The sequence below is a fragment of the Bradyrhizobium sp. Leo114 genome (genome assembly GCF_055229415.2).
Genome location: NZ_JBUYEN020000010.1, coordinates 104,218 through 122,503 on the forward strand (window position 1 = coordinate 104,218; position 18,286 = coordinate 122,503).

The 18,286-nt window shown below is 58.4% G+C and carries 22 protein-coding genes and 1 pseudogene; 15 read left to right on the forward strand and 8 right to left on the reverse strand.

Annotated features, from left to right (window positions below; translation table 11 throughout):
- Positions 1 to 25 precede the first annotated feature (25 nt).
- The 10 genes from ACZIRK_RS14495 to ACZIRK_RS14540 all read left to right on the forward strand — a co-directional run bounded on the left by ACZIRK_RS14495 (position 26) and on the right by ACZIRK_RS14540 (position 5,907).
- The gene (locus ACZIRK_RS14495; RefSeq protein ID WP_463327556.1) at positions 26 to 370 is read left to right on the forward strand and encodes a hypothetical protein; all 345 of its coding nucleotides are present in this window, start codon (positions 26 to 28) and stop codon (positions 368 to 370) included.
- A gap of 3 nt (positions 371 to 373) precedes the next feature.
- Complete coding sequence (locus ACZIRK_RS14500) at positions 374 to 1,735, forward strand: NlpC/P60 family protein (protein WP_463327557.1); 1,362 nt, start codon at positions 374 to 376, stop codon at positions 1,733 to 1,735.
- A 1-nt stretch (position 1,736) separates the two neighbouring features.
- On the forward strand, positions 1,737 to 2,045 hold the full coding sequence (locus ACZIRK_RS14505) for a hypothetical protein (protein ID WP_463327558.1): 309 nt from the start codon (positions 1,737 to 1,739) through the stop codon (positions 2,043 to 2,045).
- Positions 2,042 to 2,494: a hypothetical protein gene (locus tag ACZIRK_RS14510; protein WP_463327559.1), complete on the forward strand. Its 453-nt coding sequence runs from the start codon at positions 2,042 to 2,044 to the stop codon at positions 2,492 to 2,494. The genes ACZIRK_RS14505 and ACZIRK_RS14510 overlap by 4 nt, the downstream gene beginning before the upstream one ends.
- Entirely contained in the window at positions 2,494 to 2,877 is a 384-nt protein-coding gene (locus tag ACZIRK_RS14515; protein WP_463327560.1) for a hypothetical protein, read from the forward strand. Before ACZIRK_RS14510 ends, ACZIRK_RS14515 begins: the two co-directional genes overlap by 1 nt.
- Entirely contained in the window at positions 2,874 to 3,128 is a 255-nt protein-coding gene (locus ACZIRK_RS14520) for a hypothetical protein (protein WP_130231251.1), read from the forward strand. Before ACZIRK_RS14515 ends, ACZIRK_RS14520 begins: the two co-directional genes overlap by 4 nt.
- The gene (locus tag ACZIRK_RS14525) at positions 3,115 to 3,444 is read left to right on the forward strand and encodes a Rossmann-fold NAD(P)-binding domain-containing protein (RefSeq protein ID WP_130231253.1); all 330 of its coding nucleotides are present in this window, start codon (positions 3,115 to 3,117) and stop codon (positions 3,442 to 3,444) included. Before ACZIRK_RS14520 ends, ACZIRK_RS14525 begins: the two co-directional genes overlap by 14 nt.
- 1,104 nt (positions 3,445 to 4,548) lie before the next feature.
- The gene (locus ACZIRK_RS14530; protein ID WP_463327561.1) at positions 4,549 to 5,022 is read left to right on the forward strand and encodes a hypothetical protein; all 474 of its coding nucleotides are present in this window, start codon (positions 4,549 to 4,551) and stop codon (positions 5,020 to 5,022) included.
- 385 nt (positions 5,023 to 5,407) lie between these two features.
- Positions 5,408 to 5,533 (forward strand): hypothetical protein, encoded by a 126-nt coding sequence (locus tag ACZIRK_RS14535; RefSeq protein ID WP_283813347.1) that lies wholly within the window; start codon positions 5,408 to 5,410, stop codon positions 5,531 to 5,533.
- A gap of 74 nt (positions 5,534 to 5,607) precedes the next feature.
- On the forward strand, positions 5,608 to 5,907 hold the full coding sequence (locus ACZIRK_RS14540) for a hypothetical protein (protein ID WP_474418056.1): 300 nt from the start codon (positions 5,608 to 5,610) through the stop codon (positions 5,905 to 5,907).
- A gap of 127 nt (positions 5,908 to 6,034) precedes the next feature.
- On the opposite strand, the gene ACZIRK_RS14545 is transcribed toward ACZIRK_RS14540, so the two are convergent.
- A complete protein-coding gene (locus tag ACZIRK_RS14545) occupies positions 6,035 to 6,406 on the reverse strand; it encodes a hypothetical protein (protein ID WP_130231265.1) in 372 nt (123 codons plus the stop codon).
- Between the two features lie 1,026 nt (positions 6,407 to 7,432).
- On the opposite strand from ACZIRK_RS14545, the gene ACZIRK_RS14550 reads away from it, so the two are divergent.
- From ACZIRK_RS14550 to ACZIRK_RS14565, 4 genes are all read left to right on the forward strand, one after another.
- Positions 7,433 to 7,624 carry a CsbD family protein gene (locus ACZIRK_RS14550; RefSeq protein WP_130231261.1) on the forward strand — a complete coding sequence of 64 codons (192 nt, stop codon included), beginning with the start codon at positions 7,433 to 7,435 and terminating at the stop codon, positions 7,622 to 7,624.
- Positions 7,625 to 8,256: 632 nt separating this feature from the next.
- Positions 8,257 to 8,409 (forward strand): hypothetical protein, encoded by a 153-nt coding sequence (locus ACZIRK_RS14555; protein WP_463327562.1) that lies wholly within the window; start codon positions 8,257 to 8,259, stop codon positions 8,407 to 8,409.
- Positions 8,410 to 9,260: 851 nt separating this feature from the next.
- The gene (locus tag ACZIRK_RS14560; RefSeq protein WP_463327563.1) at positions 9,261 to 9,473 is read left to right on the forward strand and encodes a hypothetical protein; all 213 of its coding nucleotides are present in this window, start codon (positions 9,261 to 9,263) and stop codon (positions 9,471 to 9,473) included.
- A gap of 599 nt (positions 9,474 to 10,072) precedes the next feature.
- Positions 10,073 to 10,582 (forward strand): sterol desaturase family protein, encoded by a 510-nt coding sequence (locus tag ACZIRK_RS14565; protein WP_463327564.1) that lies wholly within the window; start codon positions 10,073 to 10,075, stop codon positions 10,580 to 10,582.
- A 215-nt stretch (positions 10,583 to 10,797) separates the two neighbouring features.
- On the opposite strand, the gene ACZIRK_RS14570 is transcribed toward ACZIRK_RS14565, so the two are convergent.
- From ACZIRK_RS14570 to ACZIRK_RS14585, 4 genes are all read right to left on the reverse strand, one after another.
- Positions 10,798 to 12,558 (reverse strand): adenylate/guanylate cyclase domain-containing protein, encoded by a 1,761-nt coding sequence (locus ACZIRK_RS14570; RefSeq protein WP_463327565.1) that lies wholly within the window; start codon positions 12,556 to 12,558, stop codon positions 10,798 to 10,800.
- Between the two features lie 202 nt (positions 12,559 to 12,760).
- Positions 12,761 to 13,216: a VOC family protein gene (locus ACZIRK_RS14575; protein WP_130230800.1), complete on the reverse strand. Its 456-nt coding sequence runs from the start codon at positions 13,214 to 13,216 to the stop codon at positions 12,761 to 12,763.
- A gap of 63 nt (positions 13,217 to 13,279) precedes the next feature.
- The gene (locus ACZIRK_RS14580) at positions 13,280 to 13,771 is read right to left on the reverse strand and encodes a DoxX family protein (protein WP_463327566.1); all 492 of its coding nucleotides are present in this window, start codon (positions 13,769 to 13,771) and stop codon (positions 13,280 to 13,282) included.
- Between the two features lie 97 nt (positions 13,772 to 13,868).
- A complete protein-coding gene (locus tag ACZIRK_RS14585; protein WP_130230804.1) occupies positions 13,869 to 14,312 on the reverse strand; it encodes a VOC family protein in 444 nt (147 codons plus the stop codon).
- Positions 14,313 to 15,071: 759 nt separating this feature from the next.
- On the opposite strand from ACZIRK_RS14585, the gene ACZIRK_RS14590 reads away from it, so the two are divergent.
- A complete protein-coding gene (locus ACZIRK_RS14590; RefSeq protein WP_463327567.1) occupies positions 15,072 to 15,884 on the forward strand; it encodes a Crp/Fnr family transcriptional regulator in 813 nt (270 codons plus the stop codon).
- Positions 15,885 to 16,110: 226 nt separating this feature from the next.
- Here the strand turns inward: ACZIRK_RS14590 and ACZIRK_RS14595 are convergent, their stop codons facing one another.
- From ACZIRK_RS14595 to ligD, 3 genes and pseudogenes are all read right to left on the reverse strand, one after another.
- A complete protein-coding gene (locus ACZIRK_RS14595; protein ID WP_463327568.1) occupies positions 16,111 to 16,695 on the reverse strand; it encodes an LOG family protein in 585 nt (194 codons plus the stop codon).
- Between the two features lie 4 nt (positions 16,696 to 16,699).
- Positions 16,700 to 16,885 carry a hypothetical protein gene (locus tag ACZIRK_RS14600; RefSeq protein WP_463327569.1) on the reverse strand — a complete coding sequence of 62 codons (186 nt, stop codon included), beginning with the start codon at positions 16,883 to 16,885 and terminating at the stop codon, positions 16,700 to 16,702.
- Between the two features lie 200 nt (positions 16,886 to 17,085).
- Positions 17,086 to 18,007 (reverse strand): annotated as a pseudogene (gene ligD / locus ACZIRK_RS14605) (non-homologous end-joining DNA ligase).
- Between the last annotated feature and the right edge of the window lie 279 nt (positions 18,008 to 18,286).

The following is an 18,286-nucleotide window of genomic DNA, read 5'->3' on the forward strand; positions in this document are numbered from 1 at the left end:
CGTCGTTCACGCGGGAGCACCGTCGATGAAAACAGCCATCTTTGTCTTCCTGACGATCGTTGCGCTTCTGATCGTCTATCGCATGGTGAAATACTACTACCTTGCCGAGGGCTCGGTGTGGGATCGCCTGCTCGCCACCGCCAAGTATAGCGCCACCGTGCTCTGGAGCATGATCGTCGCGCTCGGTGCCTCGATCCTCGCGGGCATTTCCTATCTCGCCGAAGCACTCAACCTCCCAGACGTCAAAGCCTGGGTGACCATGCTGCCGGCGGAGTGGGTCGGCTTCGTGGTCGCCGCGATCATGGGGCTGACCGTGGTGTCGCGCCTGAGAAGCCTTCCCAACCAGCCCAATCCCGGACAGAGGGCTTGAACGATGGCGGATCGATTTCGCAGCCTGACGGGCGGCTACTTCTCGGCCAATCCGGACGACAAGTCGCTGCCGGTGACCATCCGCTTCAACAATCCCGGCGCGATCAACGGCGCGTCGTGGCAGCACTCCTATCCCGGCTATGTCGGAGAAAAGGAGACCACCCCCGGCAATCGCTCGACCATCGTGGCCTCGCCCGAAGAGGGTGTGGCGATGTGGTGGGAGTTGATGCGGCGCTACCGTTCCTCGAACGTCGTCACCATGGCGCAGATCATCAACCGCTATGGCGGCGGGCAGGACTATTCGAAGTATCTCGCGCAAGTCGGTGTCTGGACCAAGTTGCCGACGTCGACCGAGATCAAGCTCTATGGCGACGACGATGCGCTCCTGAACTTCGCCAAGGCGATGTTCCGCTACGAGGCGGGACGAACGCTGCCGTGGTCGGACGAGCAGATCCGGTTCGGCTTCGATCTGGCGCGCAGCCACGCCGCCGGCAAACCGCAGGCGGCCCCGGCACCTGCGACTATCCCGCCGCCAACCTCGCATCCTTCCGTGCTGCAGACGATTCTGTCGGCCATCGGCTCCTACTTCCTCCCGAAGGCCGCGACCGCAGCCGAGCCGCCGCTGAAGCTCACGCGGGTCATCAAGTTCGGCTCCAGCGGCGATGACGTCAAAGCGGTGCAGCGGCGGCTCATTGCGCTGGGCCACAACGACGTTGTGGTCGACGGCATCTTTGGCCCGGTCTGTCAGGCGGCCGTGCGGAAGTTTCAGACCGCCTGCAACCTCGATCCGGACGGTGAGGTCGGCGACCTGACGGTGATGGAGTTGAACAAGGGCAAGCGGCTCGGCACCGTCGACCCGCCGCTCAACCAGCCGCCCGCCACCGCGACCAAGCCCGCTTGGTACGCGCAGGCCGAGAAGTGGATCGGCTGGCACGAGACCGGTGAGAACCGTGGACTCGAGACCTTCATCAAGGGCGCCCACTGCGGTCAGGAGGGCGATCCGTGGTGTGCGATCTTCGCGAACTACTGCCTGGAGACCTCCGGCTTCAAGGGCACGAAGTCAGCTGCCGCGAGGAGTTTCGAGACTCATCCCGAGTTCACCAAGCTCAAGCTCCCGGCGCTGGGCTGCATCGTGACGATGTGGCGCGGCTCCAAGAGTTCAGGTCAGGGCCACGTGTTCCTGTACGACGGCGAGAACTCAAGCGGCGTGCGCGGCATCGGTGCCAACGAGGACGATCAGGTCCAGCGGTCGATCCATGATCGCAGCCGGATCGTCGGCTACTACTGGCCGAAGTCCGCGCCGGCGCCGAAGGAAGCGGTAATCGCGGTCGGCGACAATGCAGGGCGGGCGACTTCCGAGGTCTGACATGATCAACGACATCATCACCAGCATCGAGGATCGCTTCATCGCATCCTTCGAGTGGCTGTTCGATCCTTTGGTCTACTGGTTCGGCATCGCGCTCCTGATCCTGATCGCGTGCATCGTCATCAGCTACTTCGCCCCGTTCAAGTGGATCAGGGCGGCGCTCGGCGGGGTGCTCGTCATCACCGGGGCATTTTTGGCCGGTGGGGTCGAGATGCACAAGATCATGAACAGGAAGCTGCAGGAGGAGAAGCAGAAGCAGCGCGAAGCCGAAGCCAGGGCGAACGACGGTGGTGGGTGGTTTAAGTGGTGAAAGACAGGAAAAGGGTGATCAAGCGCGTGTTGCTAATGCTGTGGAACACGGCGGCGCTGATCGCGCTCTCTCTTGATGCCGGCTATCTCATTCTCCTCGCCTTTGCCGGCAGCGGCCCGGTTTGGATGGCATCCAATCTTCGTGTCGGCTCGACCCGCGTGCCGGTTCACGGCAGCATCACCTATACGATCGATATAGAGGCGCGGGAAAGCTGCCCCGGCCAGGTGGTCCAGGTGATGGTCCTGCTCGACAGCGATCCGCCAGCAACCGTGACCTTCCGCCGTCCGGTGGTGCTTCCCGGCGTTTCGCGAGACGACGTTGCCGTAAGCATTCAGCTGCCCGATGCCGTGCATCCGGGTCGTTGGCGCTTCACCGCCAGCATCGAGAGCAACTGCGCGACCCGCCAGCAGCTTGATGACCTCGCAGCGTTCGACGTGGAGGTCTATTGATGGGTTTTTGGGTACAACTCGCCGATGCGCTCGGAGCGGACCGCTACAGTCAGCACGCGATCTGCCTGACCAACGATCCGGTGATCGTTTTTCTGTCGGTCTCGGCCGACCTTGTGACCGCCGGATCTTACTTCGCCATCGGCTTGTCGCTGCTCTACTACCGGACGCGCACGGTTGAGTTCTCGGCGCTGGCACGGGGCCTGTATGGTGCGTTCATCTTTTTGTGCGGTCTGTCTCATGCCTCGGAGGTGTTGACCATGTTCAGCGGCGTCTACAGACTCGACGTGGCGATCTCGGCGGCCATGGCGATCGTATCTGCTCTGACAGCGGTGCTGACATTGGGAGAAGCCCGCGGCACCTCACTGTCGGAATCAGAAACTTGATTGCATTTTATATCGATAAGCCGACCCTATTCATGGTGGCAGCCGTGATTACGATTGCGGCCATCAGCGCTGTGCTGGTGGTGCGCTATGCGCAATCGAGCCTCGTGTATCAGATCAAAGGCGACATCGACACCGAGGTGCGGGTTCGACGGTCTCGTCTGCACGAGGAGCATGAGCAGTCCATGAAGGACTCGAAGGTGGGTCGCCACCGCAATAACCCGCCCGAGACCAGCAATAATGGATACTTCTAATGCGCTGTCCTCGCTCGGGACGGCCGTGGCCACGGTCACCGTCACGATCATTTCCGGGGCGTTCATGTACTTCGCCGGCCGGCCCAAGGCGAGAGCGGACGTGCAGGCGATGTTGAACGATGGCTTCAACAAGCTGATCACCGACCTGCAGGACGAGCGCAACCAGTTGCGCGAGATCATCAAGCAACAGGGTGAGCACATCACCTTGCTGGAGGGCGACGTGCGCAATCTGCAGCAGGCGAACGATAGTCTGAAGCACTTCATCGAGGCGCACGGGCTGACACCGCCTCGCGGCAGGATCAGATCATCATATTAGAAGGGTCTCAGAACAGCCCTTTCGAGGCTCCCCGAAAGGGACCTTTCACCCCGTCGGTCCAGTGGGCCGGCGGGGTCTTTTTTGCGTTTTTGGGCTGTGTACCCATAAATGATCACGTCGGCTTACCCCCGAAGAGCGGCGCAAAAGCGGACATGCAACTTTTGACGAGATGGGTCAACAGGCGACATAGGGCGAAACCCGAAGTGCGAACCGCTTAATGCGTCAACTGATTTCGATATCTGGAGCTGCGGTCGTACGGGGCGGTAACATTATAACATTACGTGTCGGATCGGCTTTTGAGTTTGCGCCCCTTGGCGGCGTTGCCTTTCGCACCATTTTAAGTGGGCCGGGAACCACATGCATATGGAGCATGCTGATGGCCACTTGCACCGAGAAACACCATGAGAACCACCCTCATCGCCATGGCCCGAATTGCGGACACACCGCGGTTCGCCATGACGGCCATGTGGACTATCTTCACGATGGTCATCTTCACCATATGCACGAGGATCATGTGGACGAACATGTCATCCCGATCGATGCGGCAAATCCCGTGAACTGCACCCCTCACGTCCACTGCTCACACACTCACGGTCCAGGCTGCGGACATGAACAGGTGCCGCATGGAGACCATGTCGATTACCTCGTAGACGGCAGGTTGCACCGTCCACACGGTGATCATTGCGATGATCATGGGCCTCTGCAGTTAGCCTGAGGACGCCAAGGACTACCCATCGAGCCGCATGAGCGCAATCGGCGATCTGCCCAAAACGACCTGACCGGGGCCCGCTGGGGATCGGTATGTCTCAGTTGCGGCCTACCGTTTCCGCGTTACCTCCGGAAGCTGACAGTTTGAAAGCCGCGGTGGACTCCGCATTTGGGCCAGTAGGCGACATCGCGGCGACGCGCTGAGAGGCCGACACTGGGGTGGCCTCAAGCGTGATCCTGCCGAGGGAACGGCGGGTCCGAGTATTTGGGCCCTATAAATCCCGACATGAGAATCAAATAGGTACCAAGCCGGACCTAAACTTTTTAGAGCGGTCGGAACGAACTCGTTCTGAGGCGGTTTAGCGTGAATGATGCGTCGCTTCAGAGGAGCTGAGCATGAAGAAAAGCATTCTTGTTGGTCTTGCTATCCTCACTGTCTCCACTTCTGCCGCTTCGGCATGGACTCATCAAAGCTACCGGAATAGCCACCGGCCTCACTATGGTTCCGCCTACGGCGCGACCAGGGCCGCCCAACGCGAAGCCATGACCAACCGCGCTTACAACGCTTACAACAACGGCTATTATGGTCCGAGTTATGCGCGTTCAGGCCTCTGGCCGGCCGATGCAGCCGGCGCAGCGATTGGAACGGCCGGCGCCATCGCTGCTGGCGCGGTCAATACCGCAGGCGCCATTGCAACGGCACCATTTCGGCCGGCCAATTCCTACGGCTATTACCCGGCTAATTCCTACGCCATGGCTCCGGGCGGTGTGAGCAGCAAGGACCACGCGCAGTACATGAAAAATCTGCGCGAGTCGGGGTATGATCGGAAGAGCGACTTCAACGCGAACGGGACCATAAAGACGCAATAGCGCCAAGTCTCGTCGAGCACCGAAACTAGCGATGCCAAGAATAAAAAGCCCGGAGGCGGAAGGCCTCCGGGCAGCGGGCTTTGCGTGCGCAAAGCCTTTGCCGATGCTGCGCCTTGTCATAGGCGCGGCTGGCAAGCGCGGCGTCAAGAAACGGCAACAGGCTCAAAGCGTCGGCAGCTATCGGTGACCTCACAAGCAACTGGCTCCCGTATCCTCGGCTGGTACGTAGCACTTCAAGCAATCGATGTCTCTTGGGTCAAAATGCGACTTTGCCTCGGCCGCCGAGCATGTCCATTTCGAACTTGGAATCAGACATACGGCCAACCCTAAAGTGGTCTTGACGTCACAGATCGGATTACCGAAGAGATCGAAGCCAAAGCGCGAGATGGCGATCGGTCTCGTCGGCAACAATCTGCTCAACGAGAACATCCGCAACTCCGTCTCCTACACCAAGGACCAGGTGCTGCTACCGGACATCGGCGTGCGCGCGTTCGCGAACCTGAAGTTTTGAGCCGAAAGGCCGAAAGGAGAACTATCGCTCACAGCCGGAAGACTCTCAAGATGAGTGGCAGAGGTGGCGCAGCAATGGCCGGTCGCTTGCCCGGTATCGGCGCCGAGACCGGGCCCCCGAATGCTGCGGAACTCGCGAACTGCGGCTGGCTCGTCGAGGTTCACTTGGTCGGAGAACGCGAGCCCGATCCCAGGTTCTTCGCTGTTGGAACACACGACGCCGGTGAGGCGGAAGAGGCGATCCTGCGCTTTCCGGGTCTCGTGCGCGAAGACAAGAGAATCGCGCGGCGACGCCTTACCGATGAGGAGATCGCGTGTCTCGGACTGAGAGCGGGTGGCGTGAGGCCGTATATTTTAGGGCCTAGCTGGGAATGATCACCGCAAGGCAGTCGCCAAAGCGGGCTTCCGGCAGTGGGGGGCATCGAACGCTGAGTAGAAATCCGCTACTCAATGGATTTCCGGGAAATGCCACCTCCCGAGGTGACGCAAATGACGATTGCGATCAGTCGTCGTCGTGGCCGTAATAACTTCTCTGGAGCCGGTAATGTTTACCCGTAGAGATGAACTCCTGTCGCAGGCAACTGGTACCGGTGCAAAACCGTGCCTGCTTGTCACAATGCAGATGTTCGAAGTGCAGCTTGATCAGCCGTGAATTGTCGAAAAAGGTTGCAAAGTAATGAGCGGCCGTCGCATTTCCGCACATGCGGGTGATGGCACTTCGAACCTCGGGCGGCAAACGATCGATACGTTCCGAATTCCAGGGATCTTCGTGCCCTACGGGACTGCCGCGAGCGAACGTCAGTGGCTGATTGGCAAGCAAGGGCAGCAGAATTACGGCCGCGATTGGCGAACGGCGTAGGTAACGCACCGACATGCCAGCAACCCCATCCATAGTGGAAGATTTGGCATCGCAGTCGCCGAGGCAAAGAGTATCAGAAGTGCCAGCCAGCGCCAGTGGTGATGAATTGTTCAGAGTATGTGCGGCGCATTAAATTGATCAACTTCCTTGACGTTCGAGGTCAGTTCTGGGTCAGATTCGGAATTGGCGGGCCAGCGCATTTGGGCCGATTTCCGCCCGGTAGCTGACCTACTCTTCGGCGGTCGCGATGGCAGCCAAGGGCCAGTTTCGGAAGCCGACACTCGTTCGATCACACGATCGGAAAGCGAGATCGATTTGAGACGTGATCTCGGCTTTTCGAGCTGTGCGCAACATAGGAGCGATGGCCGACACGGATCTATCCAAAGCAGCCAAGCGGCAGCCCAACTGATTTGTGGTAGCCGCCCGGCAGTGCCGAGGGTCCCGTTCAGCGGGGCGTCGGCTTCTTGCCGCTCTTCTTGCCGTAGTTGGGCGAATTGATGCCCCTGCAAACGCGATCAGAGCACCCATAGAACTTGCCGTCCATTTTGCTCGCGTATGAGCTAGACGAAAGCATTGGTGCTGAAATCGAAAGAGCAAGGATTGCCAGAGCTATCGGCGCTAAAAGACTTAATGAAATCCACTTCATTTGATTTCCCCGGTTGGTTGAGACCATCGGCCAGAATACGACGGCGAAAGCATCCTAAGGCACAATGATGGGTTGTTGGAAGCGGTCAGAATTCGTTTCGGCGGCAAGCCGCCCCTCGGACTTGTTTGGCCAGCGATGGACCAATGGCACCAAGCAGCCTCAAACGCGCGATCAGGCTTGATGTCTCAGTTGGGTCAGGTTCGGAATTGGCGGACCAGCACAGCTTGGACCGCTTTCGACCCGGTAGCTGACCTACTCCTCGCGTTCGCGATGGCAGCCAAGGGCCCAATTCAGAAGTCTTCGTGTGCAGGGCCGGACCCGTGCTTGTTCTCCGAGGAACCACTGCGTAACTCTTTCGTTGTGCTGGTCTTCCGCACAGCAAAAGGAACACGGCCATGGATCGCGAACATGTGAAGGGCGCTGCCGACAAGGCAAAAGGCGCCATCAAAGAAGGTGCCGGTAAGCTCACTGGCGACAAGGAGATGGAAACCGAAGGCAAGATCGACAAGGCGAAGGGATCCGCACACAACGCCGCCGGAGATGTGAAGGATGCAGCGCGGGACGCCGCTGGCGCCCTCAAAAAATAAGCACAAGAGGGAAGACCAAGAACTAGCCGCCTCCGGGCGGCCTTTTCTTTTGCCACAGGGCGGTCGGGCTGAGTGACGAAGTCTGCCTTACCTCTAAGAACCGACCTTTAGCTTGGACGTGCCGCTATGCCCTTTTCGGGGCAGGAAGTGGCATTCCAAACGAAAGACGCCGCCAACTGCGGAAAGATCGGTAGATGAACGGCTCGGGAAACCGACGGATGCGACTGGAGGCGGCGAGGTATGTCGCCTTTAGGACCATTCACGGAAGTGCACTTCAACGGTCTGAGTTTAGCTGCCCCTCTCGCGCATTGGCTTTGAACCCCGTCTCAACCCGCGACGTCAAACCTAGGCTTATAAAGGAGCTCGACGTAGTCCGGTCTACCTTCCACATCGGACGTTGCAGCGCTCGCGGCAGATCGACGCAAAGGGCCAACACCGGTCATTCCGCAACCGCGTAGATGAGTGCTGCCCTCACCAGGAAGCGAGGCGGCGCATCGGGTGGAGGTACAAACGCCGCAAGCCATTTGAAGCGCCTCGCCTTTACGTTTTCGGTACACAGGCTTGACCTTGACGCCCGCGCATCGCAGGTTTTGGGCGCGGCTCGCGCGCCCAACGGGCAGGATCGATCTCTCATGGCATTCGTGCAGTTCACGCAACCGGAAGATCAGCCCATCGTCATCAACACGGATAGGATCGTGACCGCCACACCACTGCCCGACGGACAAGGCACGCGCATCACCCTTCAACAACGGTGGCCATCAGGACGTGAAGCAACTCATCGCTGACGTGCTGCGGCAGTTGAACATAAGCGCGTAGGCTCAGGACATCGCCGCCTGGGCGAACCATTCCGCCGATCAAGTGAGATCGTGCACTTTCTTGAGTGCTGCCCAATGTCGCAGATGGGTCATTGAACAAAGCAAAACGGCCTCAGTGTGCGCACATCTGAGGCCGTTTGAGACCTCCCGCCGGGCATTGGGCAAAATGTCGACCGGTCGGTGGCTTGGCTTTCGGAGATAGAATCGCCGATTGCCGAGGATCAAGACCAGCCCAAGGTGAATCGTTCCGTCCCAATCTGAAATATTTAGCGTCCTGATCGCACCGCGGATGGCGCGCTGGCTCCTGTTTTGACCCTTGAATCGCTCTGTAACCACTAATTCGGCAACCGAACACGAATTAACTGGCTATTTGGTTCGATCGGGATCCACATGGCTCCATCACCGTCGCACCACGGGCATCCACCGGTGACAGAGAGTGTTGCGCTCCCGCCTATTCGAGGGGAGGCATCATATGCCCCAATCTCAACGCATGTCGTCCGCCATTCCGCCGGTTGCATTTGGGCGCCCCGCCTGTCCGAAGTGCAAGGCCGAGATGATGCTTACCAGCATCGAGCCAGCACGCCCAGGCGTCGACTTGCATACGTTTAAATGTGCTGTCTGCAATCACGTAGTTACGGCCCTGGCCGCGTATGAAGATCCTATGAAGTCCAAGGCTCTTGGACGCTGGCTTCAAGGCGATTTGCACTCGCCAACGTAACACAAAAGGGCAAATTAGGCCTCGAATTCCCGGGAAACTCCGGTGCGACTTTCGACCCACCGACAAAAAATTGCGTAGTGAGCAAACGCAAAAGGAGGAGGAAATGAGGGATTACACATACGAACGTCAGGTGCCCACCGCTGCCGTGCGTAAGGCACGAAAGGCCTTCAAGGAGGCGGACGTCAAGGTAGCGATGGCCGAGTATGAACGCACGCAAAAGGCGTTCCATGCAATCCGCGAGCGGTTAAAGGCGGAGCGATTGGCTCGCGACGCCGAAGCAGCGCGGAAGCTCAAAACCTCGGTCAAATCTGAGTAGCTCCTCGAACCTGTTAGGCTGAAATATCTTGCCGTACTCGTCGGTGATCTGCACCTGCCATCCGGCCCTAACTAGGTGCGAGCTTTCGCAACCGCCAGCATTGGACTGGCGTGGCTCGCAACGAGGTTTCCCGTCCTCGCCTCGCATGAATGCTGAACGTCATCGCATCCTCAAAAGAGAAAGGCCGGCGGGCGTTACGCCGCTCTGCGGGACTATTAGCTGCAAGCACTGATGGCCCGGCACCGCCTGGTCATACGTTGGTCGGTATCTGCCCCTCAGCGAAAGCCAGCATAGATGCGTGCGCTCGACACCCGTCCCTCTCACCATCGCGTCACTTTGACCGTGCGCCGGTGACTTCCGGTCTTCCCCAATAAGCGGACAATCCAGGAGCCGGTCGGCATGTCTCAAAGGTGCCAGATCCCGAGCTGCGCCCCGTGTAGACGCGTAAACGACGGCCGGATTGAACCGCCAGGAGCGGGGGGTTACGACGCTTTGCGTTAAGGGCCTAAAAATAGCTGACTACGAGCGCCGTCCCATGCGCCAATCGCAGGTAAAGTGCGTTATAATAGCTTTAGGGACGGCGGGAGGCTGCTGCTTCAATGACATTGTGGCTACTTCTTAACGTCCCGCTCTTTCTCCTGACCGCCATCGCTACGCATTTGATTATGTCATTTGCGCAGACGGTGATGCATTATAAACTCGGCCACCATCCCATGGGCGGCCGATTCTTTCATAATCACATCGACTTCCATCACACCTATTATTCCAAAGATCATCTCGTCTCACGAACCTACCTCGGTGACGAGGGCAACAACACACCGTTTTTCTTTATCCCTTTGTTTCTCGTCGGCGGATGCGCTTATTTCCTGCTGCCGCTCAGTCTTTTTGTGACGATGGTCATTGGAAGCGCGGCATCGTTTTATGCGCACGTCTTTTTTGATAAAGAATACCACGTGGAGGGATCGGGGCTTCAGCGATTTGCGTGGTTCAGACGGATGCAGGAGCTGCACTTCATTCATCACCGGCACGCGAACAAAAATTTTGCCGTGATCCACTTCTTCTGGGATAGGCTTCTCGGCACCTATCGAGGGCCGGATGCCAGTGCATAGCATCAGACGACTCTAATATTTCAGTTCAACAGGACCCTAAAGGGCGGGAATTCTACGTGACGCATGTCCGTTGTGGGTCAAAAGCGCCGCTTGGAAGGTCGACCAGTCACTTCCGCTCTACCTCGATAAGCAGACCATTTCAGAACCTGCGCGGACTTCGCATTAGGGCTAAAACCGGAACAGCAGCGAGAGCCACATGCCGACGCAGTCGACCGTCATTTCGGCAGCCCCGCCTTGCGTAGGCCATCCAGAAAAGTGTTCATCAGCTTCGCGTCAAAAATGGGCATGCGTCGGCGGAGGGTCGAAATCGTCAAGCCGGGCTCCAGCCGGAGCAGATGCGCTACCGTTTCACGCGCCTCGCTCAGTCGACCGAGCTTGACCAAACAAACCGCATGAAAGCGCAGAGCGGGCGCAAACGTTGGCCGCTGCCTCAGAGCACGGGACGTCCATTTGAAGGCCTCGTCAAAGCGCCTGGCCATCAAGTAGGCGCACCCTAGAGCCGACATCGTAAAGAATGCTTCCGGATCGAATGGGCTGAGACGGAGGGCTTGCAGAAGCGCTGGGACTGCCTCGTCGAGCCGTCCGGCAGTTGCGAGTGCCCAGCCGCGCAGGGCAAGCGCCTGCGCGCAGTTGGCATTCAGGGAGAGCGACCGGTCGTACAGTTCGAGGGCACCCTCGGGGTCGACGCGCAGCTGCCACATCACGAAGCCCACCATCCACAGCACGGATGGATCGTGGTCGCCATCCTGCAGCGCCTCCCGGCCGAGCCGGACTGCGATCGCCTTTTCTTCTTCCGGCACGGTTGCCCAGCCCTGAGGATTGCGCCACGCATAGCAGCGCGCCGCAAGCGCCTTCGCCAGCGCAAAGTGCGGGTCGATCGCAATCGCCTGGCCGAGGAGCACGATCGCTTTATCCAGGCTCTCGCGATTCAGCGTGTAAAAGTGTGGTAGCGCCCGGAGGTACCACTCGTAGGCGTCCAGCCGCTCGGTCGGCTTGCAGCGGGCTCGGGCGATTTCGGCCTCACGCAGAGAAGGCTCGATAGCCCCGACGACGCTGGACGTCACTTGGTCCTGCAGGTTGAAGACATCCGCAAGTTCACCATCGAACCTATCGGCCCAGATGTGCCGGCCGGTCTCCGCTTGGATGAGCTGGCCTGTGATGCGCACCCGCCCTCCCGCCTTGCGCACGCTGCCCTCGAGCACGTAGCGAACGCCAAGGTCGCGGGCGACCTGCTTCACGTTGACCGGCCGGCCCTTGTAAATGAAACTGGAGTTCCGGGCTATGACGAAGAACCACTTCACCTGCGAAAGGGCCGTGATGATGTCCTCCACCATGCCGTCGGCGAAATAGTCCTGCTCCGGATCGCCGCTCATGTTCTGGAACGGCAATACCGCGATCGACGGCTTGTCTGGAAGCCCGAGGGGTGGAGCAGTCTCGGTCGTTGGCCTTACCGACTCTACCGTAGAAGAGTTCGTGTCAATCCGCGAACGCCAGGCGCGCATCGGCTCGGCGATATTCTTCAAGCTTTGCGATCCCATATCGTCGAACGTGATGTCGACCTTGCCACGAATCTGCCGATAAGCATCGTCGGAAATGCAGACACCGCCGGGCTCCGCGATGCCTTCGAGACGCGCGGCGATGTTTACGCCGTCGCCAAAGATATCGTTGTCGTCGATGATGATATCGCCGACGTGAATGCCCATCCGGAATTCGATCCGGCTCCCCTGCGGCACATCGGCATTTCGTTCGGCCATTTCGCGCTGGGCTTTAACTGCGCATCGCGTCGCGTCGACCGCGCTCGCGAACTCCACCAACATGCCGTCGCCGGTCGTCTTGACGATGCGTCCGCGGTGCGCGGTGATCGCAGGATCAACGTGCGTTCTTCTCAGAGCCTTTAAATGCGACAGCGTTCCTTCCTCGTCGAAGCCCATCAAGCGGCTATAACCGGCCACATCCGCCGCCAAAATGGCTACCAATCGCCTTTCTACGCGGTCACTCACGTCGTACCCCGGCTCGGGAAACCCGCGCGCCAACATAGCACGCTAGCGACCCGCTGTCCGGCTAGGCCTAACGCCGAAACGGGTCAAAACCAGTAAGGCGCGCAATGAGCACAAAATTTCCAGTCCCCCCGAAAGCGGACATTCCGCGCTCTTCGCGTTTATGAGTACAGGCCCTAGTCTAGCCGTAAGCAACGCCAGGATTGCTTTGCCCAACTTCTATAATATAGCCATCAGGATCGCGAATGTAGCATCGCGTCTCGCCGTATTTGGGCTTCGGCTCCGTGATGAACTCGGCTCCTCGACTTCGCCACAGTTCATAACACGCTTGAATATCTGCAACGCGGATATTCATAAAGCTGCTGACCAAATCGGGATCGGCGGGGACGCTGAGCGTTACAGATGGTTTGTCGGGTGTCGGACCGCCCCCGGGGTTAACAAGGAGCCACGTGTTCGCGATCTGGATGTACCCCGGTGCGCCGCTGCTGTCGCCTCTGCTCAGAATGACACCTCCGAAGACCGTCTCGTAAAATCGCAGCGATCGCTCGACGTCGGCGACGGTGAGAAAGTGCGCGACGGTAAACCCATCCTCCGGCGGCATCTGATAGCTTTTCTGCTCGACTTGTACTTGGTTCATAGATGACCTCCAATTTGGATATCGTATTTCTCAGTCCGCCCGAAGCTGCATTGGACCTCTCACTTAGCCAATCCAGAGCTTCAGAAGCTGATCGATGGAAACCGGGCCAGCACCGGCCGCAATAAAATAAAGCAGCATCAACGCGTACATCACTTCCGGCTGGTAAAGCCAATCGTCGACACGATCTGCCCGATCAATCGGCTTGTAGCTCGCAACTACCGTTGCAGAGTTCGTAAAGAGGGCTACCGCACAAATCACCAGAAGGCCAAGGGCTGCCAGCGGCGTGAGAAATCCGACTGCGACGCCTAGGCCGCCAAAAAATTCAACTCCGGGAACAAACCATTGCAATATGCCAACGTGTGGGATGTTAAGGACCCTAAGCGTCTCTACAAATGTCTTATGTCTTTCCCTATTCGTAAGCTTATGAAATCCGGACAAGACGAAGAACGACCCGAGCGCAAAGCGCATCGCCGCGATCGTGGGCAATGTTCCTCCAATTCCGTCAAGCATGTCTCGCACGGTTAAGTACCTTTGCGCTTCGACGATGCCGGTCACCTGACCAGGACCGGCTTGGTATCCGGCGTATCCTGATATTTCATCCGTGCCGGACTGCGTGCGCGGTCACTGAAGATGTTTTCATGTGTCGTACCGTTTAGCCGTAAGCGAACCCCGGCTTGCTTTGCCCAACTTCTATAATATAGCCATCAGGATCGCGAATGTAGCAGCACGTCTCGCCGTACTGTTCCTTCGGCTCCGTGATGAACTCGGCTCCTCGACTTCGCCACAGTTCATAACACGCTTGAATATCTGCAACGCGGATATTCATAAAGCTGCTGACTAAATCGGGATCGGCGGGGACGCTGAGCGTTACCGATGGCTTGTCTGGTGTCGGACCGCCCCCGACGTTGACAATGAGCCACATATTCGCGATCTGGATGTACCCCGGCGGCCCTCTGCTCAGAATGCGACCCCCGAAGACCGTTTCGTAAAATCGAGCCGATCTTTCGATGTCGGCGACGGTGAGAAAATATGCGACGGTAAACCCATCCTCCGGCGGCATCTGATAGCTTTTCTGCTCGACTTGTACTTGGTTCATAGACGCCTCCAATTCGGATCTCTATGGTATTCCTATTCTGGCTGCCGTATCTGCCTGACGCGCTTTTTTTTCGGAGCGTGTCTCGTTCCTGCCTCGGAGGCTTGGTCTCTGCTTCCTCTCGGAGTCGCTCGGCTTCCTTCGCCAGCCGATCAGGAGAGGTCGAGAGGTCAATGTGTTCGTGAAACGGCGGCGTTGCATGGCGCCACTCCCTATGCGGGTGGGCGGGAGCCGACCTCTCTCGGTCACCGATAGAAGCCAAGGGCCGGGCGGTGATGTGAGAAACCGTACTCCTTAAAATCCGGTAGCGCGACCGATTTATCGGCAGTTCGCGTAGGACAAATTAGGAAACTGGCGAGATCCTTCTGAATCTTGGGTGCGACCTTCGGATGTCTCCTCAGGGGCAAAAGCGCCGATTGGAAGGATCGACCAGTCACTTCCGATCTACCCCGATAAGCAGACGATTTCCGATCCCCCACTTCGCATTCGGGCCAGACTCGGAAGTTCCCGATTTTTGCGACGCTATTGCCCTCCACTTGCGAAAGTCGCCCAGGAACGGCGTTACCTCTCTTCAGCTTAGGGGCAGATACAACGGCAAAACCAACTAGGGAGCGGGCAATTGCCGAAACCAACGCCCGAGGTAAAATCGATCGATGCACCGAGACCGCTACTAATCTTACTCAAACGGTTGCTATCCGACTTTAATTGTCAGTATCCGGGATACCCGACGAATACCGACAGCTTTGCGCGGAGGATGATCCGATGGGGTCCAACAGTGCAGCTTCGATACTAGACCGCATTCTTGATACGGCGGCGGACAATCTCAGGATCGCAAAGATTCTGGTTCAGATGGGTCTCGATCCGAACAACATCACCTACGACGCACTATTCATCTGGCTGCTGGAAATCGTGCTCGCCAACATCACGCTCGCCAACATGTTCGCTCTCGTTGGCGCCATCTTTCTTGCCGCTACCTTGCTGATGCAGACGATAGTGCCGCTGCGCGTCGCAAACATGGTCGGCTGCATGTTCTTCGTTGCCTATGGCGCGCTCTCTGGAAATGTCGGGGCTTTCATCCTCTATCTGCTCTTGCTGCCGATCAATGCAATCCGCCTCCGTCAAATGCTCAATCTCATCAAAAGGGCACGTATCGCGACGGAGGGCGATACCTCATTGGAATGGCTCAAACCGTTCATGACTGAGCGCAGATATCGCCGGGGAGACATATTGTTCAAGAAGGATGATGCAGCTTCCGAAATGTTCCTGACGGTCACAGGAACGTTTTTGGTCAGGGAAATCGGCGTCGAGCTTCCGCCGGGACGTCTCATGGGCGAACTCGGTTTCCTTACGCCCAATCGGCGGAGAACCGCGACCGTCGAATGCATCGAAGACGGGCAAGTGATGACTATTACTTATGAAAAGCTGCTCGAGATTTTTTTTCAGAATCCACAATTCAGCTATTACTCTCTTGTGCTGACCAGCCAGCGCTTGCTCGAGAACATATCGCGGCTGGAAGGAATTATCGCACAAGAAAAGACCGCGCGGCAGATTTTAGCCACGGATGACATAGCTTAACCCTTTGATGTCCGGCACTTTTGGTAACAGGACATCCCGACGCAGCGCAGGTCTCGCGATGCAATGACGTCCGGTTTGGGGTCACAAGCGGCATTTGACGCCGCGCTGAGCGGCGTCCGGTCTACCCCGGTGAGCTGACGTGGCGATCTTCAATCCAGATTTCGGCCATGGGCCAACAGCAGAAGCCAACGGCACCCGGCCTCATTACGCCCGAGGACGCAGAAATCTACATCTTGTCGATGATCGACGAAACACCGTCTTCGGACGCGCTTTCTTTAGCAGCGGCAGCGACAATCGCGGGGATCACGTCCTCGGCACGATCAACGACAATGGGTTGAAGCAGGTGGTCTCTGTGAAGGAAACCTGCGCTGCGTATGTGGTCCAGCATCGCCATCATAGGCGCCGAAAAACCTTTGATGTTCACCAAGACCATCGGCTTACGGTGCTGCCCAAGCTGGGCCCAAGTCATGATTTCCACGATTTCTTCGACGGTACCGATGCCACCCGGAAGTGCCACGAAGGCATCAGAACGCTCGAACATTCTGTGCTTGCGCTCGTGCATGTTGTCTGTGATCGTCAAGTCTTCGAACATCTTGAGCGCATCAGTCGTCGTTTCCCAGTTTGTGAGAAATCTCGGAATGATCGCGCCGACCTTGCCGCCGTTATTCAGTGTGCCGCGAGCGACCGCGCCCATCACACCATGGGTTCCGCCGCCGTAGATCAGCGTTAATCCCGATGCAGCAAGTGCGCGTCCTAATCGTTCGCCTGCCTCAACGTAGGCAACATCGTGACCGGGCGAGGTAGTTTTCATCGCTCTAGCTCCTTTCATCCGCTTTCGGCACCCCATATCGATCGGCCGACCCGGCGGGCAACGGCTCGCCTATTTGGTGTTCGATGGCCACACCCACCGGATCATTTTCCTTAAGCCACGCCTGCGCCTCATCTTCGGTATCGAATTTTTTGAAGGTGTCCCGTCCTTCGTAGATCCAGACTGTTGTCATCAGAGAGACTCCTCAATCTAGGTCATCGTCCGCCGTTACCGTCGCCTCGAAGTCCTCCGGCATCTCGGGAGGATTACCTCTGTTGCACCACGGGCACGGGGCGCCGGCTCCGCCGCATGTGCAAGCTCGCGGCCCTTCCCACGGCCTATCCAGGTGATTCTCGCACACAAACCGGCAGTTATCGCAACGCGCGCACCATCTCATCGCAAGTCCTCCCGCAAGCCTTTGAAGACTGGATGCCGCACCTTGCCCTCCGCCGACTTGGCGCGATACTCGATCTCGGCGAGCAGCTTCGGCTCGACCCAGATGCCCTCGTGCGCGATCCGTTTGGTGTAGGGTTGTGTCTTCCGGATCAGCGGCTTTAGGCGCTTCTGCAAGTCGGCCGCGGATGCCTTGTCGAAGCCGTGGTCGACCTTGCCGGCGTAGATCAGCTCGGCGCCCTTGCGCCGCGAGATAGATACCGTCCCATTTTCCTTCGTCCAGGGCAAAGCCGGCGATCGTCAGCGTCTCCCGCTGCGCACACGGTGTCTTCACCCAGTTGCGGCCGCGGCCTGAGACATAGGGGGTGTCGGCGACCTTCGAGACTACGCCCTCGTAGCCGACCCTGCAGGCGTGCTCGAACATCGCTCGGCCGTCGACCTCGAAGCTCTCGCTGAACTGAATGTCGGTGCCGGCGACGAGTTTCTTCAGCTCGGCTTTGCGCGTGGAAAGCGGCAGTTTTCGCAGGTCGTAACCGTCATGATAGAGAAGATCGAAGGCGACCAGGACTATCTTTTTCGATCGACCCTTGAGCTCGTTCTGCAGCACCGAAAAATCCGTGGTGCCGTCTTCGGCCGGCGCAACCACTTCGCCGTCGACGATCGCGCTGGCGGCGGAGATGTGCCAGGCGTCGTCGGCGATCTTGCGAAACCGCCTGGTCCAGTCGTTGCGGCGGCGGGTGAACACCTTGATCGTCTCGTTGGCGAGGTGGACCTGGACGCGGTAGCCGTCGAACTTGATCTCATGGATCCATCTGGCGTCGGTCGGTACCCGCTCGATCTCGGTGGCCAGCGCCGGATCGATGAAGCCGGGGTAGGGAGCCTTGGTGCCGAGCGCAGCCGGCTTCTTACGCTGGAACGCCACCGCACGGAACTCCGACGCCACTCACGATTCAAAGTGGAGCAAAACAATTCGTTCCGAAGTTTGCAACCTGTCGACAGCCTCGTAGGTTGTTTCCCTGTGGCATTACCGTCCCATTCAGGAGGCGACACCCTTGGTCCCAGTTCTCTTCCCCCGAGAGAGCTGGGACTTTTTTCTTCCACGGCACACTAGGAACGGACGCTTTCGGAGCCGAGTTATGTGGAGGCACACACGGTCCCCTGACGTGTGTGGTGCAGTGGCGTGAACGGCAGCTCGGTCCCA

Coding starts and splice junctions, on each gene's coding strand:
- ACZIRK_RS14590 (WP_463327567.1), top strand. CDS start 15,072: ATGGGGTCCAACAGTGCAGCTTCGATACTAGACCGCATTCTTGATACG.
- ACZIRK_RS14595 (WP_463327568.1), bottom strand. CDS start 16,695: ATGAAAACTACCTCGCCCGGTCACGATGTTGCCTACGTTGAGGCAGGC.
- ACZIRK_RS14525 (WP_130231253.1), top strand. CDS start 3,115: ATGGATACTTCTAATGCGCTGTCCTCGCTCGGGACGGCCGTGGCCACG.
- ACZIRK_RS14575 (WP_130230800.1), bottom strand. CDS start 13,216: ATGAACCAAGTACAAGTCGAGCAGAAAAGCTATCAGATGCCGCCGGAG.
- ACZIRK_RS14540 (WP_474418056.1), top strand. CDS start 5,608: ATGGCCGGTCGCTTGCCCGGTATCGGCGCCGAGACCGGGCCCCCGAAT.
- ACZIRK_RS14550 (WP_130231261.1), top strand. CDS start 7,433: ATGGATCGCGAACATGTGAAGGGCGCTGCCGACAAGGCAAAAGGCGCC.
- ACZIRK_RS14515 (WP_463327560.1), top strand. CDS start 2,494: ATGGGTTTTTGGGTACAACTCGCCGATGCGCTCGGAGCGGACCGCTAC.
- ACZIRK_RS14530 (WP_463327561.1), top strand. CDS start 4,549: ATGAAGAAAAGCATTCTTGTTGGTCTTGCTATCCTCACTGTCTCCACT.
- ACZIRK_RS14545 (WP_130231265.1), bottom strand. CDS start 6,406: ATGTCGGTGCGTTACCTACGCCGTTCGCCAATCGCGGCCGTAATTCTG.
- ACZIRK_RS14585 (WP_130230804.1), bottom strand. CDS start 14,312: ATGAACCAAGTACAAGTCGAGCAGAAAAGCTATCAGATGCCGCCGGAG.
- ACZIRK_RS14560 (WP_463327563.1), top strand. CDS start 9,261: ATGAGGGATTACACATACGAACGTCAGGTGCCCACCGCTGCCGTGCGT.
- ACZIRK_RS14555 (WP_463327562.1), top strand. CDS start 8,257: ATGGCATTCGTGCAGTTCACGCAACCGGAAGATCAGCCCATCGTCATC.
- ACZIRK_RS14495 (WP_463327556.1), top strand. CDS start 26: ATGAAAACAGCCATCTTTGTCTTCCTGACGATCGTTGCGCTTCTGATC.
- ACZIRK_RS14505 (WP_463327558.1), top strand. CDS start 1,737: ATGATCAACGACATCATCACCAGCATCGAGGATCGCTTCATCGCATCC.
- ACZIRK_RS14500 (WP_463327557.1), top strand. CDS start 374: ATGGCGGATCGATTTCGCAGCCTGACGGGCGGCTACTTCTCGGCCAAT.
- ACZIRK_RS14600 (WP_463327569.1), bottom strand. CDS start 16,885: ATGACAACAGTCTGGATCTACGAAGGACGGGACACCTTCAAAAAATTC.
- ACZIRK_RS14535 (WP_283813347.1), top strand. CDS start 5,408: ATGGCGATCGGTCTCGTCGGCAACAATCTGCTCAACGAGAACATCCGC.
- ACZIRK_RS14565 (WP_463327564.1), top strand. CDS start 10,073: ATGACATTGTGGCTACTTCTTAACGTCCCGCTCTTTCTCCTGACCGCC.